The sequence below is a fragment of the Streptomyces sp. NBC_01314 genome, from assembly GCF_041435215.1.
Classification (GTDB): domain Bacteria; phylum Actinomycetota; class Actinomycetes; order Streptomycetales; family Streptomycetaceae; genus Streptomyces.
In genome coordinates, this window is the sequence record NZ_CP108394.1 from 197693 (window position 1) to 224207 (window position 26515).

At 68.3% G+C, this 26515-nt stretch carries 25 protein-coding genes and 2 pseudogenes; 16 read left to right on the top strand and 11 right to left on the bottom strand.

Going from position 1 to position 26515, the window contains the following annotated elements; all coding sequences use genetic code 11:
• Positions 1–39: 39 nt before the first annotated feature.
• A pseudogene (locus tag OG622_RS00825) lies at positions 40–705 on the bottom strand (MFS transporter); the annotation flags it as partial.
• A 254-nt stretch (positions 706–959) separates the two neighbouring features.
• Between OG622_RS00825 and OG622_RS00830 the strand changes: the two are divergent.
• Positions 960–1900 (top strand): IS5 family transposase gene (locus OG622_RS00830; protein ID WP_371583970.1). Its coding sequence is split into 2 segments (ribosomal slippage): positions 960–1341 and positions 1341–1900, totalling 942 coding nucleotides; the frame shifts between segments, so codons are not numbered across the junction.
• Here OG622_RS00830 and OG622_RS00835 read toward each other — a convergent pair.
• From OG622_RS00835 to OG622_RS00850, 4 genes are all read right to left on the bottom strand, one after another.
• Positions 1897–2196 (bottom strand): hypothetical protein, encoded by a 300-nt coding sequence (locus OG622_RS00835; RefSeq protein WP_371572342.1) that lies wholly within the window; start codon positions 2194–2196, stop codon positions 1897–1899. The genes OG622_RS00830 and OG622_RS00835 overlap by 4 nt on opposite strands.
• Before the next feature lie 488 nt (positions 2197–2684).
• On the bottom strand, positions 2685–3956 hold the full coding sequence (locus tag OG622_RS00840; RefSeq protein WP_371583971.1) for an IS256 family transposase: 1272 nt from the start codon (positions 3954–3956) through the stop codon (positions 2685–2687).
• A 268-nt stretch (positions 3957–4224) separates the two neighbouring features.
• The gene (locus OG622_RS00845) at positions 4225–5925 is read right to left on the bottom strand and encodes a CHAT domain-containing protein (protein ID WP_371572343.1); all 1701 of its coding nucleotides are present in this window, start codon (positions 5923–5925) and stop codon (positions 4225–4227) included.
• Positions 5926–6023: 98 nt separating this feature from the next.
• Positions 6024–7034 carry a hypothetical protein gene (locus OG622_RS00850; protein WP_371572345.1) on the bottom strand — a complete coding sequence of 337 codons (1011 nt, stop codon included), beginning with the start codon at positions 7032–7034 and terminating at the stop codon, positions 6024–6026.
• A gap of 326 nt (positions 7035–7360) precedes the next feature.
• On the opposite strand from OG622_RS00850, the gene OG622_RS00855 reads away from it, so the two are divergent.
• The 4 genes from OG622_RS00855 (at position 7361) to OG622_RS00870 (ending at position 9295) form a co-directional block, all read left to right on the top strand.
• Positions 7361–7666, top strand: a complete 306-nt coding sequence (locus tag OG622_RS00855; protein WP_371572347.1) for a transposase — start codon at positions 7361–7363, stop codon at positions 7664–7666.
• Between the two features lie 95 nt (positions 7667–7761).
• Complete coding sequence (locus OG622_RS00860) at positions 7762–8580, top strand: IS3 family transposase (protein ID WP_371583972.1); 819 nt, start codon at positions 7762–7764, stop codon at positions 8578–8580.
• Between the two features lie 55 nt (positions 8581–8635).
• A complete protein-coding gene (locus OG622_RS00865; RefSeq protein WP_371572349.1) occupies positions 8636–8899 on the top strand; it encodes a transposase in 264 nt (87 codons plus the stop codon).
• Positions 8900–8914: 15 nt separating this feature from the next.
• The gene (locus tag OG622_RS00870) at positions 8915–9295 is read left to right on the top strand and encodes a transposase (protein ID WP_371572351.1); all 381 of its coding nucleotides are present in this window, start codon (positions 8915–8917) and stop codon (positions 9293–9295) included.
• A 441-nt stretch (positions 9296–9736) separates the two neighbouring features.
• Here OG622_RS00870 and OG622_RS00875 read toward each other — a convergent pair.
• From OG622_RS00875 to OG622_RS00885, 3 genes and pseudogenes are all read right to left on the bottom strand, one after another.
• Positions 9737–12037: pseudogene (locus OG622_RS00875) on the bottom strand (Tn3 family transposase); the annotation flags it as partial.
• A gap of 15 nt (positions 12038–12052) precedes the next feature.
• Entirely contained in the window at positions 12053–12655 is a 603-nt protein-coding gene (locus OG622_RS00880) for a DUF4158 domain-containing protein (protein ID WP_371572352.1), read from the bottom strand.
• A 277-nt stretch (positions 12656–12932) separates the two neighbouring features.
• Complete coding sequence (locus OG622_RS00885; RefSeq protein WP_371572354.1) at positions 12933–14051, bottom strand: serine hydrolase domain-containing protein; 1119 nt, start codon at positions 14049–14051, stop codon at positions 12933–12935.
• A gap of 187 nt (positions 14052–14238) precedes the next feature.
• On the opposite strand from OG622_RS00885, the gene OG622_RS00890 reads away from it, so the two are divergent.
• From OG622_RS00890 to OG622_RS00920, 7 genes are all read left to right on the top strand, one after another.
• Entirely contained in the window at positions 14239–14898 is a 660-nt protein-coding gene (locus OG622_RS00890) for a TetR/AcrR family transcriptional regulator (protein WP_371572356.1), read from the top strand.
• A 364-nt stretch (positions 14899–15262) separates the two neighbouring features.
• Complete coding sequence (locus tag OG622_RS00895; protein WP_371572358.1) at positions 15263–15997, top strand: TnsA-like heteromeric transposase endonuclease subunit; 735 nt, start codon at positions 15263–15265, stop codon at positions 15995–15997.
• A gap of 20 nt (positions 15998–16017) precedes the next feature.
• The gene (locus tag OG622_RS00900) at positions 16018–17064 is read left to right on the top strand and encodes a hypothetical protein (protein ID WP_371572360.1); all 1047 of its coding nucleotides are present in this window, start codon (positions 16018–16020) and stop codon (positions 17062–17064) included.
• On the top strand, positions 17061–17996 hold the full coding sequence (locus tag OG622_RS00905) for a TniQ family protein (protein WP_371572361.1): 936 nt from the start codon (positions 17061–17063) through the stop codon (positions 17994–17996). The genes OG622_RS00900 and OG622_RS00905 overlap by 4 nt, the downstream gene beginning before the upstream one ends.
• Complete coding sequence (locus tag OG622_RS00910; protein ID WP_371572362.1) at positions 17993–18595, top strand: recombinase family protein; 603 nt, start codon at positions 17993–17995, stop codon at positions 18593–18595. Before OG622_RS00905 ends, OG622_RS00910 begins: the two co-directional genes overlap by 4 nt.
• A 142-nt stretch (positions 18596–18737) precedes the next feature.
• A complete protein-coding gene (locus tag OG622_RS00915) occupies positions 18738–19343 on the top strand; it encodes an ArsR/SmtB family transcription factor (protein WP_371572364.1) in 606 nt (201 codons plus the stop codon).
• Positions 19340–20653: an MFS transporter gene (locus OG622_RS00920; protein ID WP_371572366.1), complete on the top strand. Its 1314-nt coding sequence runs from the start codon at positions 19340–19342 to the stop codon at positions 20651–20653. The genes OG622_RS00915 and OG622_RS00920 overlap by 4 nt, the downstream gene beginning before the upstream one ends.
• A 290-nt stretch (positions 20654–20943) precedes the next feature.
• On the opposite strand, the gene OG622_RS00925 is transcribed toward OG622_RS00920, so the two are convergent.
• The 3 genes from OG622_RS00925 to OG622_RS00935 all read right to left on the bottom strand — a co-directional run bounded on the left by OG622_RS00925 (position 20944) and on the right by OG622_RS00935 (position 23056).
• Positions 20944–21531, bottom strand: coding sequence for a recombinase family protein (locus tag OG622_RS00925; RefSeq protein WP_371572368.1), 588 nt, complete (start codon positions 21529–21531; stop codon positions 20944–20946).
• A gap of 345 nt (positions 21532–21876) precedes the next feature.
• A complete protein-coding gene (locus tag OG622_RS00930; RefSeq protein WP_371572370.1) occupies positions 21877–22422 on the bottom strand; it encodes a hypothetical protein in 546 nt (181 codons plus the stop codon).
• Positions 22415–23056, bottom strand: a complete 642-nt coding sequence (locus OG622_RS00935) for a hypothetical protein (protein ID WP_371572372.1) — start codon at positions 23054–23056, stop codon at positions 22415–22417. Before OG622_RS00935 ends, OG622_RS00930 begins: the two co-directional genes overlap by 8 nt.
• A gap of 182 nt (positions 23057–23238) precedes the next feature.
• Here OG622_RS00935 and OG622_RS00940 point away from each other — a divergent pair, with 182 nt between their 5' ends.
• The 4 genes from OG622_RS00940 (at position 23239) to OG622_RS00955 (ending at position 25746) form a co-directional block, all read left to right on the top strand.
• Entirely contained in the window at positions 23239–24351 is a 1113-nt protein-coding gene (locus OG622_RS00940) for a sensor histidine kinase (protein WP_371572373.1), read from the top strand.
• Positions 24348–25028: a response regulator gene (locus OG622_RS00945; RefSeq protein ID WP_371572375.1), complete on the top strand. Its 681-nt coding sequence runs from the start codon at positions 24348–24350 to the stop codon at positions 25026–25028. Before OG622_RS00940 ends, OG622_RS00945 begins: the two co-directional genes overlap by 4 nt.
• Positions 25029–25124: 96 nt before the next feature.
• The gene (locus OG622_RS00950) at positions 25125–25274 is read left to right on the top strand and encodes a hypothetical protein (protein ID WP_371572376.1); all 150 of its coding nucleotides are present in this window, start codon (positions 25125–25127) and stop codon (positions 25272–25274) included.
• A 94-nt stretch (positions 25275–25368) separates the two neighbouring features.
• A complete protein-coding gene (locus OG622_RS00955; RefSeq protein ID WP_371572378.1) occupies positions 25369–25746 on the top strand; it encodes a transposase in 378 nt (125 codons plus the stop codon).
• Positions 25747–26515: the final 769 nt, after the last annotated feature.

Sequence of the window (26515 nt, forward strand, 5' to 3'; positions counted from 1 at the left end):
GCGGCGGGGCACGGCCCGCCAGGTGCGGGCGGGGCGCGCGGTGGCGAAGACGAGGGAGCCGGCCAGGGTGGCGGCGGCCGCCAGGGCGAGGGCGGCGGCCGGGGAGAGCCAGGTGGCCATCGCGATGGCCAGGGCGGGTCCGGTGACGTAGACGATCTCCTGGGCGGAGGAGTCCAGGGTGTAGGCGGTACGGACGTGAGCGGCGTCGGGCAGCAGGGTGGGCCACAACGATCTCAAGCCGCCCTCCAGCGGCGGGCATCCTGCTCCGGCCAGGGCGGCGCACACGGCGGTGAAGGCGAGGTGGGAGGTGCCCACCAGGGCCACGGCGCCCAGGGCCGCGGCGACCAGTGCGGCTCCCAGGTGGCAGGGCAGGGGCAGTCCGCGCAGGTCGGCCAGCCGACCCAGCAGGGGCAGTCCGAGCGCCGGGGCGATGCCGTAGAGGGCGGCCAGCAGGCTGGCGGTCGCCAGAGAATGGCCGTCGGCTCGCGCCGCCAGTATCAGGGCGACGGGCACCATGCCCAGGGGCAGGCGCCCCGTCACCGAGGCGATCAACAGGCGGCTGCAATATCGGTGGCGCAGCACGGCGCGGAAGCCCGGCGGTGCCGTCGCGGGGGCGCCTGGGCGTTGGGGCGCGGGCGGCTGTGCTGCGAGGTCCACCGGAGCCGGGGTGGCGCGGGGGGTGTCGCGGACCTGCGCGTGGGCCATCGCCTGCCTGCCTCTGCAAGGGGAAAGTCGGAATCTCGCGGGGCGCCCGCACGGCGGCTTGTCAGGGGCGCGCGCCGTGCGGGCGGTGGCAGCGGCACGGGGATGGGCCGCTGATGGCAAAGCTCAACAGGGCACGGAGCCTCGCTTCAACAACGCTTCCCCGGCAGCGGTCGGCGCCGGGGGGCTAGGCCGTTTCTGATGGCTCTTGGTTGGCTGGGTGAATCTCGTGGTCGGTCGGGCAGGACGCTCGTATGGTGCGGCGACATGAGCTCACGGACGCGCAGTGGTGGAAGATCGAGCCTCTCTTGCCCGGCAACGGCAAACCGGGTGGGCAGTGGGCGGATCACCGCAGGGTGATCAACGGGGTGCTGTTCCGGGCCCGGACCGGGGTGCCCTGGCCTGACATGCCGGAACGGTACGGGCCCTGGCAGACCGTCTACGAGCGTCATCGCCGCTGGTCGGCCGACGGCACCTGGCAGGCCGTCCTTCAGGAGTTACAGATCGAGGCGGATGCCGGCGATCCGGACGGGGCGCTCGCCCGCCGGGCGGAGCGTCAGGAGTGGGCTGTGAACATCGACTCCACCTCGTGCCGGGCGCATCAGCACGCGGCCGGAGCGCCCCGCAAACCCCCGGCCGACCACCCGCAAAAGGGGGTGGGGCGCGTGAGGAGGCAGATGGGCGCGAGGCGTTGGGGCGCTCGCGGGGCGGGTTGACCAGCAAGGTCCATGTGCTCTCCGACGACCGGGCCCGCCCGCTGCACTGGCTGACCTCGCCCGGTCAGCGGGGTGACAGCCCGATGTTCGCTCCGGTGCTGGACGGCTTACGCATCCGGCGTCGAGGTGCGGGCCGTCCGCGCAGCCGGCCGGACCGGGTGCGCGGCGATAAGGCGTACTCCAGCCGGGACAACCGCGCCTACCTGCGGCGGCGCGGGATCAAGGCCACCATTGCTCAGCCCAATGACCAGCGGCTCCACCGCCAGCGGCGGGGACGATCCGGTGGCCGGCCGCCAGCCTTCGACAAGGCCCAGTACCGCCGTCGCAACGCGGTCGAGCGGTGCGTGAACAAGTGGAAGCAGTTCCGCGCGGTGGCGACCAGGTATGACAAGCGCGACTACATCTTCAACGGCACCCTGACCGTCACCGCGATCCTCATCTGGCTCCGAGACACCGTCCAAGAGCCATCAGAAACGGCCTAGCCGCCGACCATTTCCGCTGTGTCGGCATGGACTACCAGGTCACCTGCATGGGGCGCTTCGGTGACCGTGTGTCCGAGCTGGGCTAGCAGCCCTGCCACTGCCGTCCGCACGATCGCTCTCATGCTGTCGTCGCTCCCGGTTCGCGTGGCTTGTTCGCGGGCAAGCGAGGCGAACCCGTCCGAGGCCGTCCAGCTGACCAAAGCGCCCGCGGGCACCTTGGTCACACGCAACCCGGGGACGCTGGTGTCCGCGTCACCCAGCACATCAAAGCCGGCCTGGATCAGGGCGGAACTCACCTGCGAGACGACCTCAGCAGGTGCACACGACACCACAGCCGCCTGCCCGCAAGAAGCCAGACCATGCCATCGCGTTCTCATGCCACCCGCGTGGCCGATCAAAGCGGCCCTTCGCACCACAATGTTGCGAAGGGCCCTTTCGAGGCTGCTGCTTAACCCCGCACCGGCCGGGTGACCGCCCCCAGGACTACCCATGCGACCAAATCGCGAGGATGCGGCGTTGACCTCCCCAGGCACACCGCCGCATCCTCGCCAGCCACTCAACCAGCTACCCGCCAGTGCTGAAGCGCTCCTGGCCTGCCCCTCCGCGCCGCAGACCGCGTCCACGGCCGCTCTCACGTGAGCGCGCACCGGTTCGGGCATCTCCTTGCCCAGTGTGGTGTCCACCAGTGCCTGCGCGATCAGCCGCAGCTTCACGTTGGGGGTCTATCAGGAATTAGGTGTGATTCGTCTGTTTGGCCTACGAGTTGGTGGGTGGGCTGTTCGGCCTACACTCGTCCGGCGGTAAGGCGGCCGTCGAAGAGGACGTCGAACTCGTTGAGGGCGGACTTCCAGCGGTTGTTCCAGCGCTGGCGGCCGCGGCCGGTGGGGTCGAGGGCGAGGGTGGCGAGGTAGAGGCGTTTGAGGGCGGCCTGCTCGTTGGGGAAGTGCCCGCAGGCCTGGGCCGCGCGCCGGTAGCGGGCGTTGAGGGACTCGATGGCGTTGGTGGTGTAGACGACCTGGCGGATGGCGTCGGGCAGGCCGAGGAAGGGTACGAACTCGCTCCAGGCCCGCTGCCAGGTGCCGGCGATCGAGGGGTAGCGCTTGCCCCACGTGGCGTCGAAGTCCGCGAGCCGTTGCCGGGCCTCTTCCTCGTTGACGGCGGTGTAGACGGGCTTGAGGTCGCGGGCGACCTCGGCCCAGTCGCGGCGCGATGCGTAGCGCAGGCTGGCGCGGATGAGGTGGACCACGCAGGTCTGCACGACGGTCTGGGGCCAGACGGTGTTCACCGCGTCGGGCAGGGCGCTCAGCCCGTCGCAGACCAGCATGAGCACGTCGCGGACGCCTCTGTTCTTGATCTCGGTCAGGATGGTCTGCCAGTACTTGGCGCCCTCGCCGCCGTTGCCGGCCCACAGTCCGAGGATCTCGCGGTAGCCGTCCGCGGTGACCGCGACGGCCACGTAGACCGGCCGGTTGGCGACGTGACCGTCCCTGATCTTGACGTGCACGGCGTCGATGAAGACGACAGGGTAGACCGGATCGAGCGGGCGGGTGCGCCATTCCGCCATCGATTCCAGGGCCTTGTCGGTGATCGTGGAGATGGTCTCCTTCGTGGTCGTCATCCCGTACGTCTGGGCGAGGTGGGAGACGATCTCGCCGGAGGTCAGGCCCTTCGCGGTCAGTGAGAGCACCAGGTCGTCCAGCGCGCCGGTGCGGCGGGCGTGCACGGGCAGCAGCCGGGGCCGGAAGGTGCCCAGCCTGTCTCTGGGGACCTGCACCGTCACGGCGCCGACCTCCGTCATGACCTTCTTGGCCCGGTAGCCGTTGCGCATGTTGCCGCCCGAGCGGGACCCGCGCCCGCCGACCCGGCCGGCCTCGGCGGCGAGGTGCTCGTCCATCTCGGCCTCCAGGGCGGCCTGCATCAGATGCTGGGCCAGTTCGGGCAGCAGCCCGCCCTCGCCCATCAGCCGCAGCCCTTCGCCGCCATGGACCTTCTCGGCCGCGAGCGCGGCCAGCTCCTCCAGCAATTCGCTGGACAGACCGTTCTCAGACACCGGCATCGACTTCACGTCGGCACCCTGGACACTGCCGTCGGCCACGGCAAGCGACACGCGGTCTACGGCCTCAATCAGGTGACCTGTCGTCGCATTCATCAGATGACTCCTTCGGGAAGGATCACACCTAATTCATGACACTCCCCACGTTGGTGTCACCTTCTGGAACAACACAGCCCGGCAGGGATCGCGTTTGACCATGCCCTACCTACGGAGGCGCGACGGGCACAGAGGCCGGTCCACTCTTTCCACACGGGCAGCAGGGTGATGCGGTTCAGGCGCCGAAGTGGGTGAAGGGTCCCCAGGCCGTGGGGCGGAATCCGTCGGCCGCAGCGCGAGCCACGACCTTGCCGAGTGCGGCGGAGGGCGGTCTTCCTGCCCGGAGTTCCTCGTGAAGAGTGGCCATCATCTGGACGGTCTGCTCGGAGTCGGGCACAGCCCAGAGGGCGGCGATCACGGAGCTTGCTCCCATGGCGAGCAGTGCTGCGGGGAAGCCGAGTTGTTCACCTGGCAGTTGGGTGCCGATGCCGGCCAGGTGGCAGGCGGACAGGACGACTGTGGTTCCACGTTGCAGGTCGTGCCCGAGGAGCGAGGACAGGGTCAGGGGCTGCCCCAAAAGGATGGTGGATTCCAGTGGGCTCTGGCCGTCGAGGGATCCGTGGCCGGCGAGATGGATGAGGTTGGAGGACGTCATCTGTTGAGCCAGGCCCGGCGGTGCGGGACTTGCGGAGCGTCCGGCGGCGCCGTCGGACGGCCCGGTGAGACCGCGCAGGCGGTCGTGCCCTTCGGGGTCGGCAGCACCTGTGTTCTGGTCTCTGAGGATGAGGGGCCTCACGCCGTGGACGGCTGCGATCCTGCGGGCCTCAGGCACGGTGAATGGGATCGGTTTGCCGCCGGCCCCATCGTGATACCAGGGATCGGCCACGATCAAGGGGTCGATGCGCGCCGGCCGGGGCCACCCTGCCGCGAACATGAGGGCGTTGCCGGAGGGTACGACGGTGAGGTCGAGAAGTCCGCAGACCGGGATGCCGTTCACCGGTGCGGAGTACAGCGGCAGAAGGGCGCTCTGCCCTAGCGGCACCAGGGCGACGCGGCCGCCCAAGAGGTCCGGCCAGGCATCGAGCACCGGTTTCCACACGGCGTCTGCGACGGTGGCGTGTGCTTCGCGGACCGCCCGGTCACGCCTCTTGACCAGTGGCGGTTCCGCTGCCAGTGGGGCGCGCAGTTTTTCGAGGTGGCTCTGGACCTCTTCGAGCCCCAGGGCGGGCAGGGCGATGCTCCGGCACAGCTCATGACCGGTCTCCGGCGCATCGAGCCGTATTGCCGTGCCGCCCTCGACTCCGGGTGCGATGTAGAGCACCGAGCGCGCCGTCCGGCCTGCGGCGAGCACGGCGGAAACGGTGCGAGCCCCGGAGTAGAGGCTGTCCCCGCCCGACAGTTCCGCGAGCGTCTGATCCAGTTGCTGGATCAGCATCATGTCCGCCTGCACCCGCAACGCCGCGACGGTGTCCACCCCGGTCGGTAGATTCAGTGTCTCCTCGGCAGCAGCTTGCACGCTGCGGCGGAGCGCATGCACCCGTCGTACCGTGTCCTCTCCGCGGAGAAAGGTGACCAGTTCGCGGGCGATGGTGCGGTCACCCATCTGTCGACCGGTCAGTCCCTCCGCGACCAAGTAGCCGACGAGCGGGACACCGGCGCGGTGCGCCACGTCCACGGACATGTCCGCCATCGCCTGGATGTCGGGAAGCGCTTCCTCGGGGAACGTCACGTCGTTCGCGGTGTTCTCCGCGTCGATCAGGGCTACCGCGCCGACGAACGCCATGCTGGAGACGGACGCGAAAAACCACTGGCCCAATTCGGCGTGTACGCCGAAGGACATTCGAGACGTACGGAAGACGAGCCGGGCATAAGCGAGATCGCCTTGGACCATCTTGTCCATGCAGTGCCGCATGAGCCGCCAGATATCGTCGGCCACGGCGCCAGATCCGTGACGACGACCTCTTTCCTGCAAAGCGTCTGTCGCTTGTTGGATCTGATTGAACTCAGCCTCTTGGGGCGACACAGAAAACCCCATCATTCGGCCGTCCGGGAGGGGGTGCCCATCGCGGTCACGATGGCGCTGCTGAGGGCGGCCGTGTCAAGGGCGGGCACTCCGTCGGGTCCAGGCCTGGAGGTGATTTCGATGCGGGTCTGGGCCCCGGCCTCACCGGTGATCGTGAAGACGAGTGGCGGTGCGGATCTTTCAACGGGGGCGCGGAACCCGAACCAGGCGGCGGCTCGCTGAGTGAATTCTCTGATCTGGTCGCGGGCGAGATAGACGCCCACCAGGTTGGCTGTGACGGACAGACCTTGATTGCCGATGGACACTGCGGCCTGCGCCACCGATGCCCACTCATCGGCCGAGCGGGAGCCGACCTCCACCTCATCGAAGTCCGCCGCGTCCAGCAACTCCCAGAAATCCTTTGGCACTTGCACAAACATGTGGTCGCCCATGACCAGAGCGTAGCTGTCAGCCAACCGCGAAGAGGCACTTCGGACGAACTGTCCCTGTTCGACCGCCGCAAACTGAGATGCCGTCCCGATTGCGTAGCTCGAGCGGAGGTGAGGGAACTGCGGCGAAGGCTCAATGGACTCCACTCCCACCCGGCCACCGGTCCACGCACCGGATGCACGGTGGAGTCCACCGCGCCCACTCAGGCCTGACGGCATAGGCGCGGACCTGCGGACCACCACGGGTTCAGCCGGCCGCTGGGGTACTGCCAGGGGCCGGCGTCGCTTCCGAGGCTGAGCCAGAAGCAGTTCTGGGCATGACGCGACGGCGAGGATGCACGCCTGTGCGGGGGTCAGGCCTGGTCGGATGAGGTCGGCGAGCTCCTGGTCGACCATGCCGGGGAGTTCCCCGCCGTGCAGCGGGGCCGACGCCATCACCCGCAGGCCCGCGCCGGCGGCGGCCGGGAGCGGGCCCCGGCCGTGCAGGGCCTGCACGATCGGCGTCATCATCACCAGGCTGACCGGGAGCTGGATGGCGGCCAGGTGGTGCTGTCCGCCGGCGGCTTCGGCGGCCAGGGCGAGCATCTCCCCCACCGTGAACGCTTCCTCCTCCAGGCCCGCCCATGTGGCGACGCCGTACCCGGTCACGTGCCCGGCTGTGGGCCTCTTCCTCCAGGGCCTCGAACGCGGCCCTGATCGCCTGGTGCAGGGCTGCGCGGTCGCCGGGATGGGCGCGCTCGGGGTTGTGCAGCAGGACCAGGTCCAGCCGGTCGCGCCCGAGCTGGGCTCGGTTACGGCAGACCTGCCAGCGCACGTACTGCGGGGCGAGGCTGTGCCGGGCGCTACCCCTTGAGGTTCCCCCTGCCAGCCGGACAGCTTGATACTGGGACGGATGGTCCCGGAGGAAGCAGTCACAGGTAGTGAGCAGCAAGAGCAACATGAGTAAGCGGTACACGGCCGAGTTCAAGCGGGACGCGGTCGCCTTGGCGTTGTCCTCGGAGAAGACGGTCACCGAGGTCGCGAGGGATCTGGGCGTGAGTCCCGAAGGGCTGCGCGGGTGGGTGAAGCAGGCGAAGGTCGACCGCGGTGAGGGACCCGCCGGGGCTTTGACCACTGCGGAGCGTGAGGAGTTGGTCCGGCTGCGGCGGAAGGTTCGCGAGCAGGAGGCCACGATCGAGGTTCTGGGAAAAGCGACCGCCTTCTTCGCGCAGGACAAGATGAGGTAGACACCGTGGCACGGTGTCGTTTCATCGATGCGGAGAAGGCATCGGAGGGTAATCCTGCAGGTCACAGCGTTGCGTTTCTGTGACGTGTGCTGGGAGTGCCCCGTTCCACCTACTACGCGCACAGGGCGTCACGGCCGGCCCGGTCGGTGCGGGAGCGGGCCGAGGAGGTGCTGGTGGGCGAGATCCGGGTGCTTCACGCCGGATCTCGCGGCGCCTACGGGGCCCCGCGGATCCACGCCGCCCTGCGGCGGGCCGGGCGGGTGGTGAACTCCAAGAAGGTCGAGCGGCTGATGCGCAAGCACCGGATCGTCGGGATCACCCGCCGTCGGCGGCGGGGCCTGACCCGGCAGGCGAAGCGGGCGGTGTTCGCGCTCGACCTGATCGGCCGGGACTTCACCGCGCCCCGGCCCGGGATACGGCTCGTCGGCGACATGACTGAACTCAGCACGCTGGAAGGGAAGTTGTATCTGGCGACCTGTATCGATCTCGCGACGCGGGAGGTGGTCGGCTGGGCGATGGCCGACCACCACCGCGCCGAGCTGCCGGTCGCCGCCTTGCGGATGGCGGCCGGGCGTGGCGGCCTGGAGCAGGGTTGCGTCATGCATACGGATCGCGGCAGCGAGTACACGAGTGACGAATTCCGCAGCGAAATACGCAAGTTGCGCATGAGGCAGTCGATGGGGCGCGTCGGCTCTTGTTACGATAATGCCGCCGCGGAAAGCTGGTTCGCCATCCTGAAAGCGGAGATCGGGACGACCATGTGGGAGACCCGCAAGGCCGCCCGGGCCGACGTTTTCCGCTACATCGAGGTCGAGTACAACCGCAGCCGGCTCCGTCGACACCCCGACTACGGGTACGTCACCCCGCTCGAAACGAGATCCTTGCTCAGGCAGAACCTCGCCCCGGCAGCGTAAACACCCGCTGTCCAGTTCGCGGGGGGAACTTCACTTAGCGGACGAGCAGTGGGCGTTGATCGAGCCGATGATCACGGCCTGGAAACAGGACCGGGTGGCACGGTCAGCGACCGGAGATCCCGGATCCTGCGATCTGTGGGAGATCGTGAACGCGATCTTCTACCAGAACCGGACGGGCTGCCAGTGGCGTTACCTTGCGCATGATCTGCCGTCCTGGTCGGCGGTGTTCTACTACTTCGGCCTGTGGCGCCAGGACGGGCTCGACCAGCGGATTTCCGAACTCCTGCGCTGCCAGGTGCGGGAGAGAGCGAAGCGATGAGAGGACCCGTCTATCGTGATCATCGACACCCAGTCCGTCCGCGCGGCAGCAGGTGTCCCGAAGACCATGACGGGGCTGGACGCCAACAAGAAGGTGTCGGGCCGCAAGCGGGGACTGGCCGTCGACGTTCTGGAGCTGATCATCGGCGTCGTGGTGCCGGCCGCATCCGCCCACGACAACGCGGCCGGCACCGCCCTGCTCGACCTGGCCGCCGAGCGGTGCGGGATGCGTCTGGAGAACGCACTGGTGGACCAGGGCTTCAAGGACGAAGTCCTCATCCGTGGCGCGTTGTTGGACATCGACGTCGACGTCGTCCGCCGCAACGCCGATGACCGGGCAAAGGCTTCGTCCCGCAGCCGAAAAGGTGGATCGTGGAGCAGGTCAACGGCACGTTGATGCTGCACCGCCGTCTGGCCCGGGAGTACGACCACCGCCCCGACACCTCCGCCTCACCACGGCGAGTCCGTCCTGGCGCGACACCCTCGAGCTGGCCGCGTGAACATCACCGAACTCCTGGCGGGCCTCCAAGCCAAGCACGACCAGACCACGGCCTGGGCCAGTGAACTCCGCGGACGGCACTGTCACGTTGGCTGATCGATCCGAAGATCATCCCACCGGTCAGCCAACGTGACAGTGCCCTCGCGGCAGCTGGCCGAGGAAATAGCGCGGCTGGCTGAGGAAGGCAAGTGACCATCGGCCGCCCTCAGCTTTGGTGATGTAGGGATGCCGTTAACGAACGGCGAACCAACCGACAAGTAACCCGCCAGTAGCCTGCGGATCGAAGGTTGGCCCCCTTGCTGGGACGTAGCGAGGGGGCCGAGTGCTGTGCACTGGTGTTCAGGCCGCGGCTGGCTCAGGGTCCGGTTCCTGCGGCACAGGGTGGGCGAACTGGAGGCGGCTGCCCATATTTAGCCGGACCTCGCCGTAGGGCTGGATGTGCATCCAGAACAGTGGGGTCAGAGCGCGTTTGTCCTCGTCGGTGAGGACGTCGGCCCATTCGGGGTCGGTGAGCATGTCTTGGATCATGAGGGTGTTCACGAAGACGAGCGCGGTTTGCAGGAGATGGAGCGCGAGGACGGAGAGTACCTGCTGGTCACGGCGATTGGAGGAGAGTTCGCCGCTCTTGCCGAAGAAGATGATGTCGTTGGCGCCGTTCCAGCCCTCGACGACATTGAGGCCCTCCTGGATCTCGCGCTGGAGGTCGCGGTCGCGTAGATAGCGGGCGACGAAGATAGTCTTCTGGGCACGCCCGACTTCGAGCATGGCCTGGTAGACGGGGTGGGAGGCGGTGCGGGTGAAGCGCTGCAGGATGGCCTCGGTGGAGGCGGTGCCGACCCGGATCGCGGTGGCGTACTTGATGAGCTGGTCGTAGTTGTTCTCGACGACGTCCCAGCGGATCGGGCGGGTCATCGCGTCGGTCAGGCGCTCGTAGCTGTCCTCGTCCTCGCGGCTGGGCCGGTACAGCTTGACCTTGTTGATCTGTTTGATGCGCGGCAGCAGGTCGTAGCCCAGGAGCCTCGTCAGTCCGAACCCGATTTCCGACTGGCCATGCGAATCGACGTAGTTGCCCTCGGCCTGCATCGTCGTGGCGTGCCGCATCATGCCCTCGATCGCGGCGGCGACCTCCGAGGCGGTGCAGTTCAGAAGCTGGCTGTGAATGGCCATCGAGCCTTTCTCGATGTGCCAGTACACGAGCACGCCGCGGCCCCCGTACCGAGAGTGCCACTCGGTGAAGATGTTGCGGTCCCAGGCTTTGAAGTGCGTGGAGTCCGATGCCACGGTGGTCGTGCCCTGTCCCCACACGGTCTCGGAGCGGACGGCGAAGGTGGCGTTGGCGATCTCGACACCGGCGGCCTTGAGACCGACGGCGGTCAGGTAGCGGCGGGCGGTGTAGCGCAGCTCTTCCTCGCTGTGCCCATGCTCGCCGGCGGCGACCGAGCTGATCCCCGAGTTGGTGCCGTACGCGTAGGCGATCAGCAGCAGGCGTTCCAGGAGCTTTGCCTCGTCGATCGCCTCTCTCGTGCCGATCGGGGCGAGGGCCTTGAGCATCCCGGTGCGCAGGGCGGCTTCCTTCAGGATGTCGATGAGGGCGACGGTGCCCCATTTTTTGCGGATCGCCTTCTTGAGCTTGCGCAGGTTCTTCGGTTCCTTCTGCGGCTCGGGCTCGGTGAACTTGATCGCCCCGTTGCGGTGCTTGCCGCTGATCGTCACCCACGGCAGCTTCGGCAGCCTGGCGTCCAGGGCGGACAGCTCGGTGCGCATCTCGCTTTGGAGCTGGGCGATGAACAGCTTGGCATCGCGCGGCTTGTTGAGCTTCTCGTAGTACTCCGCGCGCCGGACCTCGAAGTCGTCGGGCAGGTCCTCGTCGGGGTTGCGCCACTTGTCGGCGCCGGCCACCCAGATCTCCTTGCAGCGCAGCCGGTCGCGCAGGGCCTGGAAGACGCACGCCTCGTACACGGTGCGCATGACGCGCTTGGGCCCCTTGTCGGGGGTGAAGATCGCGAACTCCATCCAGTCCTTGCGGACGACGCCGTCGAGCGGGATGGTCTCGCCGAGCGGCAGGTAGGTGGTGGAGGAGTCCTTGTGCCGTTCGATCAGGGCCAGTGCCTCGATGACGGGCTTGTGTTGGTCGTTGGAGGAGTGGAAGTCGAGTACGCCCAACAGCTTCATCAGGCCGCTGCGGTAGTGGTTGCTGTACGAGGACTTGAACACCTCCCGCTTGGAGCGGGCGAACTCCGCGTTGGTGGCCTTCATCTCCGCGACCAGGTCCTTGAGGGTCTTCTCCCCGCCGGCCGCCGGGTAGACCACGGAGCGGACCGAGCCGTCGGGGGCGCCGAGGGAGGCTTCGGCGATCTTTCCCAGGAGTCCGGACTTGCCGCGGACCTTGGTGAACTCGGCGACGAATGCCTCGGTCACCTTCTTCTCGGCGCGCGCGTTGATGCGGTGCACGGTGGAGTTCAGCAGTTCCACCAGGGTGTCGGTGATCTCCCGCTGGCGCTGGAACAGCAGGGCTGCGAGCAGGACGTGCCGTACAGGGTCGTCGAAGCGCCGCAGGTGGCTCGGGGAGGCGGCCGACGCGCGGGCCCGCCAGGCGTTAATGACCTGCACGCCGATGCCGGTGAACACCGTGGCCGGGACGCCGACGGCACGGACCTACTTGAGCTTCTTGATCTCGTCCAGCAGCGAGTTGAGGCTGACGTTGCCCGGATGCGCTTTGATGTCCGAGAGCACCGACTCCACATCGTCTTCGTCCTCTTCCGAGGCGCCGTCGTCCACGGCCGCCCCGTCGCCCGGCTCAGTGTGGTCGCCGGTCGTCGGGTCGGTGAAGACCAACGCGTCCAGCCGGCGGGGACAGTCCACTTCTCGCGCAAGGCGTGCGGCGACTTCGGCGACGGCCCGCTCGTCGGCCTGGTGCAGTGCGGAACGGATGATCGAGGTGACTTGGTCCGGGGTCGGGGGCTCGATCAGCTCGTGCCGCATCTGCCGGAACGACTCGGCCCGTACCTGCTCCTCACGCCGTTCGTCGTGCCAGATCGCGTCCACCAGGTGGGAGACGAGCTTGAGGGTGTCGGTCTTCGAGCACTTGTGCCAGCCGGTCAGGTTCCGCAGCTCGGTGCGGTGCCGCTGGGCGGTGCGGTCGGTGAAGTCGTAGAACCCCAGCTCCGAGGCCGCGACCCCGGCCTGCTTGGCGACGTGCTCGACCGCGTCGGGGGGCAGCTCCAGACGGGTCTTGGGGAACCGTCCGCGCCAGGTCAAAAAACTTCAGCTGAACGGCGAAGCCCAGCCTCGTGGACCCGCTCTTGTTTCGTAACCAGCCCGCCTTGTCACCGGACAGGGTGAAGTGGTCCACCACCCCGTCCAGACCCAGATCCCGCCCCACCCCAGCCCCTTCCGTCACCCCCGTGATCGGCACTCGGGCTGGACGGTAGAGGCGGTGCTGTACAGCGGACGCGGATATCCGTGAACCGCCCCGGCACGGCGGCCGGACCTGGTAGAAGGCGTCCGGACGGGGGCCGTCACTCTCCCGGCCGGGTCAGCCGTACATCGCCACGCGGTAGAGAGCCACAAGCGCGTCGTCGATGGGATGGGGCTGCGGCTTGCCGGAGGAGTCGAGCCTGTTCCACCTCTGCAGGTTCACCGCGACCGCCATCTGCCGCTTGCCGTCGGCACGGGTCATGGCCAGCGCTCCACCACCCCAGACCGTGCCGCCATGGCCCCAGAAGATGCCCTGACCGGGCCCCTCCATCGGGTGCAGGCCGAGGCCGTAGTCGATCGTCCTTCCCTCTTGGGAGACGACCGGGACAGTGCGTTGCATCTGCGCCAGCGACGACGGGCTGACGATCTCCCCGGCCAGCAGCATGCCGTAGAAACGGTTGAGGTCCGCAACGGTTGATATCAGCGAGGCCGACGGCCCCACCCATGACATGTCGTAGACGCTGTAGTCGCGCGGCGGGTCGATCATGCCGAACCACGCCTCGTAGAGCTTCGAGTGCGGCCCGTCGACGTACGGTCCGGCGGGGAACTCGGTGTCCCGGAGCCCGGCGCGCTCGATGACGTTCCGGGTGATGTACCGCTCGGCCGTAGTGCCGGTCACCTGTTCCAGGAGTTCGCCGAGGAGCAGGTAGTTGGTGTTGGAGTACACCCCCGGCGTACTGCCCGGGGTGCCGACAGCAGGTGCGGTGACCCCCATCTCGATCAGTTCAGTGGGGTGAAACCGCGTGAGCCGGTGGTCGTCCAGGCTCTGGGGTCCGGTGTCCGCGAGGGCGGGGAACGCCTTGAGGGAGGGGTAGGCGTACGGAAGGTACTCGGCGAGGCTGCTGGTGTGATTGATCAGCATCCGGACCGTGATCGCGTCACCGCGTTCTCCGGGAACCAGCCCCGGAAGGTACCGGCCGATCGATGTGTCGAGACCGATCTGACCGCTCTCGACCTGTTGCAGGACCGCGGCGGCGGTGAAGGTCTTGGTGACGCTGCCGACCCGGTGCCGCATGTCGGCGGTGACGGGGCGACCGGTGGCGACATCGGCGACCCCGGCGGCACCGCGCCAGACCTGGTCGCCGTCACGCACCTCGGCGAACAGGCCCGGCATCCCGGCGCGGTGGACGTTTTTGATGGCTGCGTTCAGCGCCGCGGAATCCAGTGGGCTCTTCACGTCATGCGTCCTTTCGTATTCCCCGGGGTGAGCTCCGCATCGGTCGCCTGACCCGGATAACAGGGCACGAGTGGCACGCTGGCCCGCCTCCTGCCGGGCCGCCCGGCATGCCCATGCCCTCATTATGCACGCGGTGCGTGCAACGCCAAGTGCATAGGTTAGGCTGAGATCCGGCGAGAGGAGCAAGATGGCAGGCCGAAGGCGCTGGTCGACCGAAGAGATCCTGGATGCGGCGGCGGAGCTGCTGCGCACGAGCGACGCGGATTCGTTCAGCGTGCGCAAGCTAGCCGCAGCCCTCGGGACCGATTCCTCCAGCCTCTACCGGCACTTCCGCAGCAAGACCGAACTGCTGCGTGCGGTCGCCGACCGGATTCTTCTCGCGGCCATGGACGGCCACCGCCCTGAGGGCGACTGGAAGCAGCGCATCACGGCCCTGGCCCTGCGCGTGAGAGAGGCCTTCGGCCAGCAGCCCCAGCTCGCCGCGGTCTGGGGACGCTACGCGTCAAGCGGCACCGGTTCCCGGCTGGTCATGGAAGAGGCGCTGCAGGCTCTGCGCGCGTCGGGACTGCCCGACGAGGAGATCCCGGCGCACTACCACCGGATCGCGGTCCTCATCGCCGCGTTGATCGCCTCCGAGGCCGGGGCCAGCACCGTCACCCCCGAAGAATACGAACAGGGCATGGAGCTGTTCCGCGTCGCGGTACTCGGCGCCGACCCCGAACGCTTCCCGGCCCTGGCCCACTTCGCCCGCGAGGTCCGCCCCCTCGGGGTGGACCGCCGCGCCGCGTTCGAAGAGATCCTCGCCGCCCAACTCGCCCACATCGAGGCCGCAATCTGCCCGAGCTAGCCGACTGGCTCGGGAGTGTCGGCAAACGATCGTTTGCCGACACCCGGACGATGCTGCCCGTGACGTGAGCCAGGGGGATGCACCTGTCCCGTCTCACGTGATCCCGTCCCTTTATCACCGTGTCTTGTCGGATTCGCTGCTGGTCTCATCTGGTGGTGTCCGTGCGGGGTGACGTGACACAACGAGTCTCACTGGATCGTGTCCGTCGGACTGCTTTGTCTCCGCGGTTCGTGTATGCGGGGCCGTTCCGTCTCACCTGACTTTCGCCCGCGAGGGCGGTTTGGGGCGGTTTTCCTGACTGGCTCGGCTGTTGCTGTGGCTCCCTCGTAATCAGCGTCCGTACAGCGTCGAGGGGGGTGTGGCGGTGGCCTTGTCGGAGGGGCCCGAGGGGTTCGAGGTCGAGTACTTCGATGCCGATGGGGTACGCCGTCGGGTCGGGCTGGCCGAGTGCTGGGCAGAGCCGTCCGGGCGGCTGCCGCCGGTTCGTACGGTGCGGACATATCCGGGGCAGAAGTCGGTGACGCGGCAGTACTGGGCCGCGACGACGCGGGGTCCTCTGCTGGTGGAGTCGCATCTTGAGCGTCACCACGCGATGCTGCTGGACTTCGATCCGCAGGTGACGGGGCTGGCCACCCAGCCGTTCCGGCTGTTCTGGCCCACACGCCGGGGGCGGCACGGGCACGTGCCGGACTTCTTCGCCCGCCGCGCGGACGGGGAGGGTCTGGTGGTCGACGTCCGTCCGGACGACCGCATCGAACCGGATGACGCGGAGGCGTTCGCGGCGACCGCGCGGGCCTGCGAGCTGGCCGGATGGCGGTTTTCTCGGGTGGGGGCGGTTGATGCGGTGCTGCTGGCGAATGTGAAGTGGCTGGCGGGCTACCGTCATCCCCGCTACGACCGGCCGGAGCTGAGGCAGTCCCTGCTGGAGGTGTTCGCAGCACCGGAAGCGCTGTTCGCGGGGGTGGGCCGGGTCGGCGACCGGCTGGAGGTGCTTCCTGTCCTCTATCACCTGCTTTGGCGGCAGCTCCTCCATGTCGACCTGGACAAGGGGATGTTGGGGCCTGACAGCGTGGTCGGACCTGCGGAGCCTGTTCGGTGAGCGTGGTCCGGAGGCCTCCCGTGGTCCGGCCCGGGGACCGGGTGCGGTTCGACGGAGCGGTGCACACGGTCGTGGGAATCAGCGGAATGTTGGTGCGGCTCGCGGACGGGCTGGGGCAGTCCAGCGCGATGCATCTGCCGACGCTGATGACGGCGCCCGGCTTCGAGGTGGTCGGTTCGGGACCGGGCCGGCTGCTGCCGTCGGGGCTGCTGGACGGGCTGGAGGCCGGTCTGGCGGAGAGGGCCCTGTGGTGGCACCGGCACATGACCGAGGTGCTGACCGGACTGGCCCCGGACGCCCCGGCGGGCACGGTCCCGCGTCCCGAGTACGACCCGGCCTCGTCGTCGCTGGCCGACCGGGAGGCGACCAAGGCTGCTGAGCTGTCGGTCGAGTTGGGGCACCCGGTGAGCCGACACACGGTGCGGCGCCGCCGCCAGCGCTACCAGAAACGCGGAGTGCTGGGCATGGTGGACGGGCGTCATGCTCCGCGCCGTCCGCCACGGGGGCAGGTGGACTCCAGGGTCGTGGACGAACTGCGGAAGCTGATGGACCAGGCCGCAGACGGCTCGACCCGCACGGTCAGCTACTACTTCACACGGGTCGGGCGGGCGGTGAAGAAGCTCGACGGGCCGCCGGTCACGATGCCGTCTCGGGCGACGTTCTACCGCCTGTTCAACCGGCTGGAGGCCGGGCGGCACACGACCGGTTCGGCCCGCACGCGTCGCTCGCTGGCCAGCCAGCCCGACGGGGCCTTCGACCAGGTCACCGTCTGCCGACCGGGCGAGCTGATGGAGATCGACTCCACCCCGTTCGACGTGCTGGTGCGGCTCCACCGGCACCCCAGCGGGGCCCTCCCTGGGCAGGCGAAGTATCTCTACCAGCGCACCGGCGGCAGCATCAGCAGCCTGTCCCATCTGATCCGGGCGTCCGCCATCAGCGCGATCATCGACGGCAGCGAACGCATCACCCGCCGCCTGCTCGACTCAGTCCCGGTCGACCACAGCACCCAGTCCGACAACCCGGCCCCGTCCGACGGCGAGGACGACGGGATCGAGGATGCCGCGTGAGTACACCGGTCCTTCCCGGCCCGCGGCTGCGGCAGCTGCCCCGCACGATCGAACCGCTCCACCGCGAGACCTTCGGCTCCTACCTGGGACGCCTCGCCGCCGCGAACCGCATCTCCCATCAGGAGCTGTCCGCGCACATCCAGGACCCCGACCGCATCCACCCGGGCAAGCTCACCTCCCTGCACGCGATCCACTGCCTGTCCGGGCACCCCGTCGACCGGCTCCTGCAAGCCCTGCCCGACCTGCGGACCGCGGAACTGACCGCCCGCTTCACCGCGCAGCCCCTCAAGCCGCTGCCCGACAAAGGCTGGACGAGCCAGCCCGTCTGCACCCGCTGCCTGGCCGGCCTCGGCATCACCACCCACGCCTCACACCACGTCCCGGTCAGCACCAACATCTGCCTGCGGCACGGCCGCTGGATCGGCCGATACGGGCAGCAGCTCGACCTGCGCACCGTCCCGGAGGTGATCCGCGCCCAGCGTCACCAATACAACCTCGTCCGCCGCCACGGCCAGCCGACTGTCACCTACGCGATGGCCGAAGCCACCGACATCTCCTTCCGCTGGTGGGACAGCGACCGGTTCGACCGGCGATGGCGTCGGCGCATGACCGAACTCAGCGGCCCGAAATGGCACGCCTTCAAAGAGGACATGGAGCTCGTCGCCTGCACCTACCCGGACATCGTCGCCCTCGCTGGTCTCTTCGCCTCGCCGCATCTGCGGTTCCTGCCCTTCACGGGCAAGGAACGGGACCTGCGACGATTCATCAGGGAAGTCCGCGAGCGGGCGGCCACCGGCTACAGCCTCGAAGCCGCTGGCAAACGCGACCCGCTGGTCCGCTGGATCGAGGAAGAACCCTCCGACCGCGGCCTGCCCTTCTATCCCTGGCGCCCTCCGGGCCGTCCCGCCCCTGAGCAGGTGAGCGTCTCATGACGACCGCACCTTCGCTCCGGCGGACGCCGTCGGCCCCGGCCGTCGTCGGCTACGTCCGCACGGCCGCAGGCCAAAACCCCGTCCCACAGATCAACATGCTCATGCAGGCTGGCGTCGCCGAGGAGTCCATCTACATCGAGAACACGAACGGCCACAAAACCACTTGGCCCGAGCGGGACCTGCTGCTGCCCCGGCTCCGCTCCGGCGACACCATCACGGTCACCCGGCTCGACCGGCTCTTCTACTCCGTCCAGAACCTCATCATCGTGGGCACCGACCTGCGCAACCGCGGTATCCGCCTCCAGGCCGTCGAGCAGAACATCGACAGCAATACCCTCGAAGGACGTGACTTCTTCGGCATGATGTCCGTCTTCGCCAGCCTGCACCACGAGTTCGTACGCGCCGCCACCAACGACGGCCTGGCCGCCGCCCGCGCGCGCGGCAAGACCAGCGGGCGACCGCCACGACTCACTCCTGAACAGGCCGAGCAGGCACAACAGCTCTACGACTCCGGCACCCCCGTCCCGAAGATCGCCCAGACCTTCAAGATCGGACGATCCACAATCTATGGCTACATCACACTCAAAGCCGCGAAATGAAGCTTTCGTCGAATGCTTTCTCGCCCCCTCATACGGCCCACCGAGCCGGCAGCGAGGACACGCCAAGCTGTGGTGAATATCTACAGAGTCTTCTCTGCAGAGGATCCTCTGCAGAGAAGACTCTGCAACTTACGCTGTTGGCATGTCTGACGCACCCGAACGCACACCACAGCCCGCCAAGCCCGCCCGGCGCCTCGATGCGCGCAGCCTGCGGGGGTTGGCCCATCCGCTGCGAATGAACATCTTTGAGCTTCTCAATCTGGACGGCCCCGCCACCGCCACCAAACTCGCCGAACGCCTCGGGGAGAACACCGGCACCATCAGTTGGCACTTGCGCCACCTCGCCGAGCACGGCTTCATCGAGGAGGAAACCGGGCGGGGCACGAAACGCGAGCGCTGGTGGAGAAGGGTCGACGTCACGAATGAGCTGAACACTGCCGATTTCCGCGACGATCCCGACACCCGGGGCGCGCTCTCGGTCTACCTGCACGAACTGGTGCAGCAGTACTTCAGCCGGGTCGTGAACTACATCAGCGAGGACTGGGACGACACGTGGCGAAGCGCCGGCACCGTCTCGGACTGGAGTGACCTGCGGATGACCCCGACTCAGCTGGAGGCGCTCAACGCGGAGCTGATGGCTGTCATCGCCCGCCATACCCCTGCCCCGGACGCCGAGCCCGCCCCGGACGCGCTCGCTGTCGTCGTGCAGCTCCAGTCTTTCCCCCGCAAGGAGCGTGGCACCGCATGAGCCATGGCATACGCGGTGGCCTCCTGCACCGCCACCGCGATTTCCGTCTGCTGTGGTGCGGCGAGACAGCCGGCAAGTTCGGCGCGTCCGTCACCGGGGTGGCGATGCCGCTGGTTGCCGTCTCCAGCTTGCACGCCAGCACGTTCGAGGTCGGCCTGCTGAGCGCCGCCACCTGGGCCCCTTGGCTGATCATCGGTCTCCCAGTCGGTGTCTGGGTGGACCGGCTGCGGCGCAGACCGATCATGCTGGCCGCCGCCGCACTCTCCCTCTTACTCTTCGCCAGCGTCCCGGTCGCCGCTTGGTCCGGCTGGCTGAGTATCGGACTACTGCTGGCCGTCGCACTGCTGACGGGCACGGCAGCTGTGTTCTTCCAGACCGCCTACAGCGCCTATCTCCCCAGCATTCTGGAACCCGCTGACCAGCCCGAGGGCAACGCCAAACTGCACGGCAGCGCGTCCGCCGCGCAGATTGCCGGGCTCGGCTCCGGCGGCCTGATCGCACAGTTGACAGGTGCGGTGAACGGGATGATCGCCAACGCCGCGACATTCCTCGTCTCCTTCCTCTGCCTCGCAGGCATCCGGCATCGCGAGCCACGCGTCACCAGAACCGAACATCGCCCCAATTCACTGGTCAGTGAAGTCCGAGAAGGTCTGCGGCTGATCGCCGTCGACCCCTGGTTTCGCACGCTCACACTCTTCGGAGCCGCCTCCAACCTGGCCCTTATGGGATATCAGTCGATCCAGGTGGTCTTCCTGGTCCGGAGCGTCGGCCTGACCCCAGGGACCGTCGGCGCACTCATCGCGGCCACCAGTGCCGGAGGCGTGGCCGGGGCATTCGCCGCACGCCGAGTCGCCCACCGGATCGGCACGGCCCGCGCGACACTGCTGTTCGAACTGGGACTTCCCATGCTCGCTCTGCTCATCCCGCTGACCGTCGATGGAGCCGGGATCCTGCTCTTCGTGACAGGCGGCTTCAGCGTCTCCGCAGGCGTCGTGGCCGGCAACATCATCAAGGCGAGCTTCCAGCAACGCTACTGCCCGCCGGATCTCCTCGGTCGCCTCACCGCAAGCACCGCATTCCTCAGCTACGGAACGATCCCCGTCGGAGCACTGCTCGGCGGCGCGCTCGGAACCGCACTCGGCCTCCGCACCGCTATGGCCCTCACGACAGCGGGGATCCCGCTCGCCGCACTGATCCTGGTCTTCTCCCCGATCCGGCGATCCCGAGACCTGCCGACGACCCGCCAGCCAACGAGTAATTCCCAACTGCCGCTGGATTCTGATGGCGAGCAGGCTCTACCTCGTCATTGACCACGACCGCAACGGGCAATCGCCCCTCGGAACCGAGCGCCAGAACCTCCCCTCGGATCTCGCAGGGAGACTTCACACCCGTGGACACGATGAACTGAGACACAGTCGCCCACTCACAGTTGGCGAACACGAAAAACTGAGACGCCAGCCTCGGACCGTCTCACCACACGATGCATCATGCCTGCTAAAAGCACTGGTCGAGAGCTAGATCCAATGAGACGGGACATCCCGAAACCTGTGATCTTCGGAGCTGTCTGGCGGTGAATCTGCAGCGGTATATGGCGTGGCACTTAGCTGTTGACGGGTTCGCGGGTGCGGATGTTGCGGTAGATGGTCATGGGGGTGACGGCGCAGGACTGGGCGATCTCAGCCATGGTGAACTGGCGGGAGTCGTACATCCTTTGGGCCTTGTCGATCAGGTCGGGCGTCATCTTGGGCTTGCGGCCGCCGTTGCGGCCTCGGGAACGGGCGGCTGCCAGGCCGGCCTGGGTGCGTTCCTTGATGAGCGCGGCCTCGTACTCGGCCATGAGCGCGAACATCCCGAAGACCAGTTTGCCGTGCGCGGTGGTGGTGTCGATGATGCCGTTGGTCAGGGACTTGACTCCGACGCCTTTGGTGTCCAGGGCGGTGACAATGTCGATCAGGTCGCGCAGGTTGCGGCCGAGCCGGTCGATCTTCCAGATCACCAAAGTGTCCCCGGGCCGTAGGTCCGCCAGGCAGGCGTTCCACTGCGGTCGGTCGGCCTTGGTGCCGGTGGCGGTGTCGGTGTCGGTGTCGGTGTAGATCTTCAGGCAGCCCTCGGCCTCCAGCGCGTCGAGTTGAAGGCGGGGGGTCTGGTCCGCGGAACTCACCCTCGCGTAACCGATCTTGTGTCCCATGACTGGGACTCTATCGAAACCCGTCGACGGGCAGTGTTTCGTTGCCTTGATTATGTGATGGGATTTTGTTGGTCCGTCACCTGGGGCGATGTGTCCGGGGCGGCCGTCGGCCGCGGGTCTATCGCAGACGACCATTTGTGAGAGTCGCATTCCCCTCGGCGGCCGTCTCGGAGGTTGACCGATACGGGAGGTGCGACTGATGCCCGCGCGATGCACGTCGAGATCCGCAGGATTGTTCACTGCTCCTGCCCGGCCCGCCGGTCCGGTCTAGCCTGTCTGTGCGGGCCGATCGCTCCTCCGGAGCACGGCTCGAGCGCATGTTCCAGGATCTGCGGACGGCGGGACTCAGCGACCCCGACGTCGGCGGCGGTAGTAGGCCGCCGTGACCACCGTGAGCAACGGACCCCAGGCCAGCAGGGGGAGATAGCAGGCGGTCATCAGCCAGTAGTGGCCGTCATCGGGGGATCCGGCGGCACCCATGTTGTCCGCGTCGTTCCAGGCGAACGCGCCGGTGAACGTGATGAGGGTGACGAGAGCCGCGCCGAGCGAGGCGGGGATCACCGCCGCCATGACGGGGATTCTCCGGCCGCCCAGGGCCGGCACCCAGTGCGGGAATTCCTCGCCCCATCTGTGGACCAGGCCCAGGGTGAGCAGTCCGAGTGCCTCGGCCAGCAGGCTGAGGCCGATGAGGTAGAAGGACCCGGCGCCGGGGAAGTTTCCCGGGCCAAGGAACTCGTCGGTGAATCCGGAGTCCCAACCCAGGGCGATGGCCATGCGCCAAAGCCCGGACGGCACCAGGGTCAGCGCGGCAGCGTGCGCCGCCAGGCGGACGGAACGGGGGACTTGGGGCGCGGCCGTGACGGGCGTCCCGGCGACCAGGGTGTCAGCCACGGCGGATCGCCGCCTCGGGCTGCGCGGGAGACTTGGTGATCTCGGCGTGGACCACCTTGAAGCCGCCCTTGATCACGGTCGTGAACGGTGCGGGGGCCATGCACGTACCGGCCTGCGGCCTTACGGGCCAGCCGTTCTCATCGACGTTCCCCGGGTCGACGTTCACCACCCCCCAGGAGAAGCCGAGCCGGTCCGGCTCGCCCTTGCCGCCCTGCTGGACGCTGATGCCCAGCCGGGCGCCGACCTCCTCGACGTTCGACTTCGTCACGACCGCGGTCAGGGTCGCCGTCCGCCCGCTGGTGACCAGGCAGTCCACCCGGGCCTCCGCCCACCCCGTGGCTCCGCCCCGGGGGGTGTGGGAGAACTTCAGCGTGCCCCGGGCATCCGTGGGCAGTCCCTCGGGGGCGTTGGGGGGCACCGGCCGGGTGAACGGCGTCTGTTCGGCATGGATGGTGAAGCGGATGTCGTCGTCGATCGACTCTATGTAGGAGATGCGCGCTTCCCCATGGACGCTCGCGGTCTTCGCCGGCTTCTTCTCGACGGACGCAGCCGGGGCCGCAGGAGCGGGCCCGGCGGCAACCAGCCCGGCGAGGACGGCGACGGCTGCCGTAGCGCCGATTGCGGTTTTGCGCATAATGAACTCCCGTGTTCTGGAGGGTGTTTGTGTTGCCGTGGTCGGTTGAACGGCTCAAGCTTCACCTCCGGCACCCCCGCCATCCCATCCGCCGATCGGCACAAAGATCGCGCCGCCGCCCGGCCCTTCTATGCCGTTCGGCAGAGAGCCCCGCCATATCGCACACCCGTACGCTGATCACCATGTGGGAATCAACCGGCCCGGCCGTCACGGTGATTGGCGCTCTGCCGTCGCTCGCGGCCGCGGGCACGCTGGCGTGGGCCGTCGCCGGCCCCCGTGCCGCGGTTCGTCAGCGGCTCGGCCGCCTCGCACGCCCGACCGCGGTCTGCGCGGTCCTCTCCTTGACCACCAGCTTCGCCCTGCCGAAGGCTGGTTTCGGCTCCGGCTGGAAGCTGGCGGAGACCGCCGTCCTGCTCCTCCTCGTGGCCGGGGTCACCCGCTGGTCGCCCCTCCGCGAACTCAAGTCGGCCCTCCCGCTGACCGCCCTCGCGGTGACCCTCTGGCCGCTGCCGCTGGTCACCGGTGAGTCCTTCCTGGAATCCATCGGAATCGCCACCTTCTGGCTGCTCCCCGTAGCCGCCGCGGTGGCGGCCGGTGCCTACCCCCGCCGCCAGGAACAGCGTCGCCGGAGCGCGGTGGCCGAGGCCCGCAGCGCCCAGCGTCTTCAGCTCTCCCGCGACCTGCACGACTTCGTCGCCCATGACATCAGCGGGATCGTTGTCCAGGCCCAGGCGGCCCGCTTCGTCGCCGCCACCGACCCCTCCCGGGCGGTGCTCGCCCTGGAACGCATCGAGAAGGCGGGCCTGAGCGCCCTGGCCGCGATGGACCGGACCGTGCAGATGCTGCACGGTCCGGAGGCACCCACCACCGAGCCGCTCCCCGATGTGTCCCAACTGCCTTTGCTGATAGAGAACTTCACCTCGGCGGGCGCCACCGAGGCGCATCTCGACCTACCTTCCCTGGTCACGGAGGCGCTCTCCCGCGAGGCGGGCTCTGCCGCGTACCGCATCGTCGTCGAGGCGCTGACCAACATCCGCCGGCACGCCCCCGACGCCTCCCGCGCCACCGTCGCGTTCACCCCCACGGCCACCACTGTGGAGATCCGGGTCACCAACGACCGCGGTGCCCGCCCCGCCCCGGCCCACCGCCGCGTCTCCCGGGGCGGCCTCGGCCTCCCCGCTCTCACCGAGCACGCCCAGGCCCTCGGCGGAACCCTCTCGGCGGGGCCGCACGGCGAGGGCGGCTGGCAGCTCACCGCCGTCCTGCCTGCCGCACTCCCGAAAGAGACCCCATGACGACGTCCCTCGGTCCGACCCGCATCCTGATCGCCGACGACCAGGAGGACGTACGCAGCGGCTTCCGCCTGATTCTCGGCTCGCAGCCCGACATGACCGTGGTCGGCGAGGCGGCGGACGGCCTCACCGCCATCGAGCTCGCCCGCACCCTGCGCCCCGACCTGGTCCTCGCCGACATCCGGATGCCGGGCCTGGACGGCCTCGAACTCACCCGGCGCCTCGCGGGCCCCGGCGTACCCGACCCGATGCGTGTCCTCGTCGCCACCACCTTCGACCACGACGACTACGTACGCACGGCACTGCACGACGGCGCCTGCGGATTCCTGCTCAAGCGCTCGGGTCCCGGGCTGCTGATCGAGGGGGTCAGGGCGGCGATGGCCGGGGACATCCTCATCAGCCCCCAGATCACGGTCCGGCTGCTCCAGACCCTCGCCCCTGCCCCCGCCCCGGCAGCGCCCACGGCCCTGTCGCCTCTCACCGCCCGGGAGGACGAGATCGCCCGGCTGGTCGCCGAGGGCCTCACCAACGCCGAGATCGGCGAGAAGCTCTTCATCTCGGCGGGCACCGCCAAGACCCACGTCGCTAACGTCCAGGCGAAGCTGAAGGCCCGTAACCGGGTGGGTATCGCCGCCTGGGCCTGGGAGAACGGACTGGCCGGTCCAGTCCCACGGGAGTAGGGCGAAGGCGCGAGGCGTCCGGGCCGTCGACCGAGGCGTTCTGGCAGAAGTGCGCGGGTGAGATGAGCGGATGAGAAGAACGTCTGGCTGAGTACCGTGCATCCGGACGGGTCTCCTCATGTGACACCGGTTTGGTTCGTCTGCTTGCAGACAGTTAGTGGATCGGTGCGGATGGAGGTTCAAGGTCCGCCATACCGAGAAGTTTTCGCGGGCCTCCCCTGCGTTCTCATGGTCCTCAACCGCTGACCAAGTCGTTGAGCTCGACGTCGTCCATGGCCGCCCTCATGATGTCCCTCCCCTCGTAGCGTGGAGTCCGTGATTGCAGGGGAAGTTGGGGTTCATGGGGTCCAAGCAACGGACGTACACGCCTGAGTTCCGTGAGGGTGCTGTACGCATTGTGATCGAGACGGGCAGGCCGATCCCGGAGGTCGCCGAGGAGCTCGGTGTGCATTCCGGCACGCTGCACAGCTGGGTGTCGCGGTGGCGGCGCAACGGGTCGGCGTCGTCCGACCAGCCTGCCGAGCCCGCACCGGGCGGGCGGCTGCGCGAACCAGAGCGGGCCGAGCTGGAGCGGCTGCGGCGGAGAAGAACAAGCGGATCCGCGAGCTGGAGATGGAGCGTGATGTCCTCAAGCGATGCATGGGTGCGCCACGAAGTTCTGTGTGACCGAGTGGTGGTGCAAGGCCACTGCCGCCGGGCCGTCGCAGCGGTCCGGTAGAAGCTGGGGGCAGTCCGACCCGGGGGACGCCGGGGAGGGCGGGAAGCAGCCCCGACAACGACGGGACGCGCCGGTACTGCCAGACGGTGCGGGTCCGGCAAGCGAGGCCAGAAGGTGTACGTGAGGAACCTGCGGTTAAAGCTCCGTAAGCGTTGTACCGGCTCCAACCTGGTGGATCTGGGCCGGGATGCAGTACGCGGCTGCCCTACATGCGGGCCGCCGACTCCGGAGCCCGAGAAGTCTTCGGGTCCGGTGGCTGTGCCGAAGGACTGCGGCGTAGGCACGGCGAGGCTGCCGGGGCAAAGCAGGGCACCCATCCTGGCCGATCGGCACACAGGGAACGTGGGAACCATCCGAGGCCGCCCCCGCACCGGTCTTCCGGGCCGGGAGTGGGGTCAGGCCCGTCGCCGGCTGGCGGTCTCGTGGTGGGGCGGAGGATCCGTAGTAGTCCGAGCGCGCGAGAGTCGCGTACATGGCGAAGGGGTCCAGCAAGTCGGCAGTGCGGAAGCTGGAATGCCAGGAGGTCGTTGGTGAATACCGACGAGCTGGAGGAGGTCGCGTATGCGGCCGAACGCCGGGTACTGAAGATCCAGGCCAAGCTGCACCGTTGGGCGGCGGAGGATCCTCTCGCCGGTTTGATGACCTGCACAATCTCGTCTGCGACCCGGCCTTCCTGCTTGCAGGGTGGATGCGGGTGCGGAGCAACAAGGGTGCGCGCACGGCCGGAGTGGACGGCGTGACCGCCCATTACATCGAGGACGTGCGCGGA

Bases quoted from the DNA above. Each gene is read 5' to 3' on its own strand.
- OG622_RS00940 (WP_371572373.1), top strand. From the start codon at position 23,239: ATGTGGGAATCAACCGGCCCGGCCGTCACGGTGATTGGCGCTCTGCCG.
- OG622_RS00955 (WP_371572378.1), top strand. From the start codon at position 25,369: ATGGGGTCCAAGCAACGGACGTACACGCCTGAGTTCCGTGAGGGTGCT.
- OG622_RS00920 (WP_371572366.1), top strand. From the start codon at position 19,340: ATGAGCCATGGCATACGCGGTGGCCTCCTGCACCGCCACCGCGATTTC.
- OG622_RS00935 (WP_371572372.1), bottom strand. From the start codon at position 23,056: ATGCGCAAAACCGCAATCGGCGCTACGGCAGCCGTCGCCGTCCTCGCC.
- OG622_RS00925 (WP_371572368.1), bottom strand. From the start codon at position 21,531: ATGGGACACAAGATCGGTTACGCGAGGGTGAGTTCCGCGGACCAGACC.
- OG622_RS00945 (WP_371572375.1), top strand. From the start codon at position 24,348: ATGACGACGTCCCTCGGTCCGACCCGCATCCTGATCGCCGACGACCAG.
- OG622_RS00910 (WP_371572362.1), top strand. From the start codon at position 17,993: ATGACGACCGCACCTTCGCTCCGGCGGACGCCGTCGGCCCCGGCCGTC.
- OG622_RS00890 (WP_371572356.1), top strand. From the start codon at position 14,239: ATGGCAGGCCGAAGGCGCTGGTCGACCGAAGAGATCCTGGATGCGGCG.
- OG622_RS00915 (WP_371572364.1), top strand. From the start codon at position 18,738: ATGTCTGACGCACCCGAACGCACACCACAGCCCGCCAAGCCCGCCCGG.
- OG622_RS00840 (WP_371583971.1), bottom strand. From the start codon at position 3,956: ATGCCGGTGTCTGAGAACGGTCTGTCCAGCGAATTGCTGGAGGAGCTG.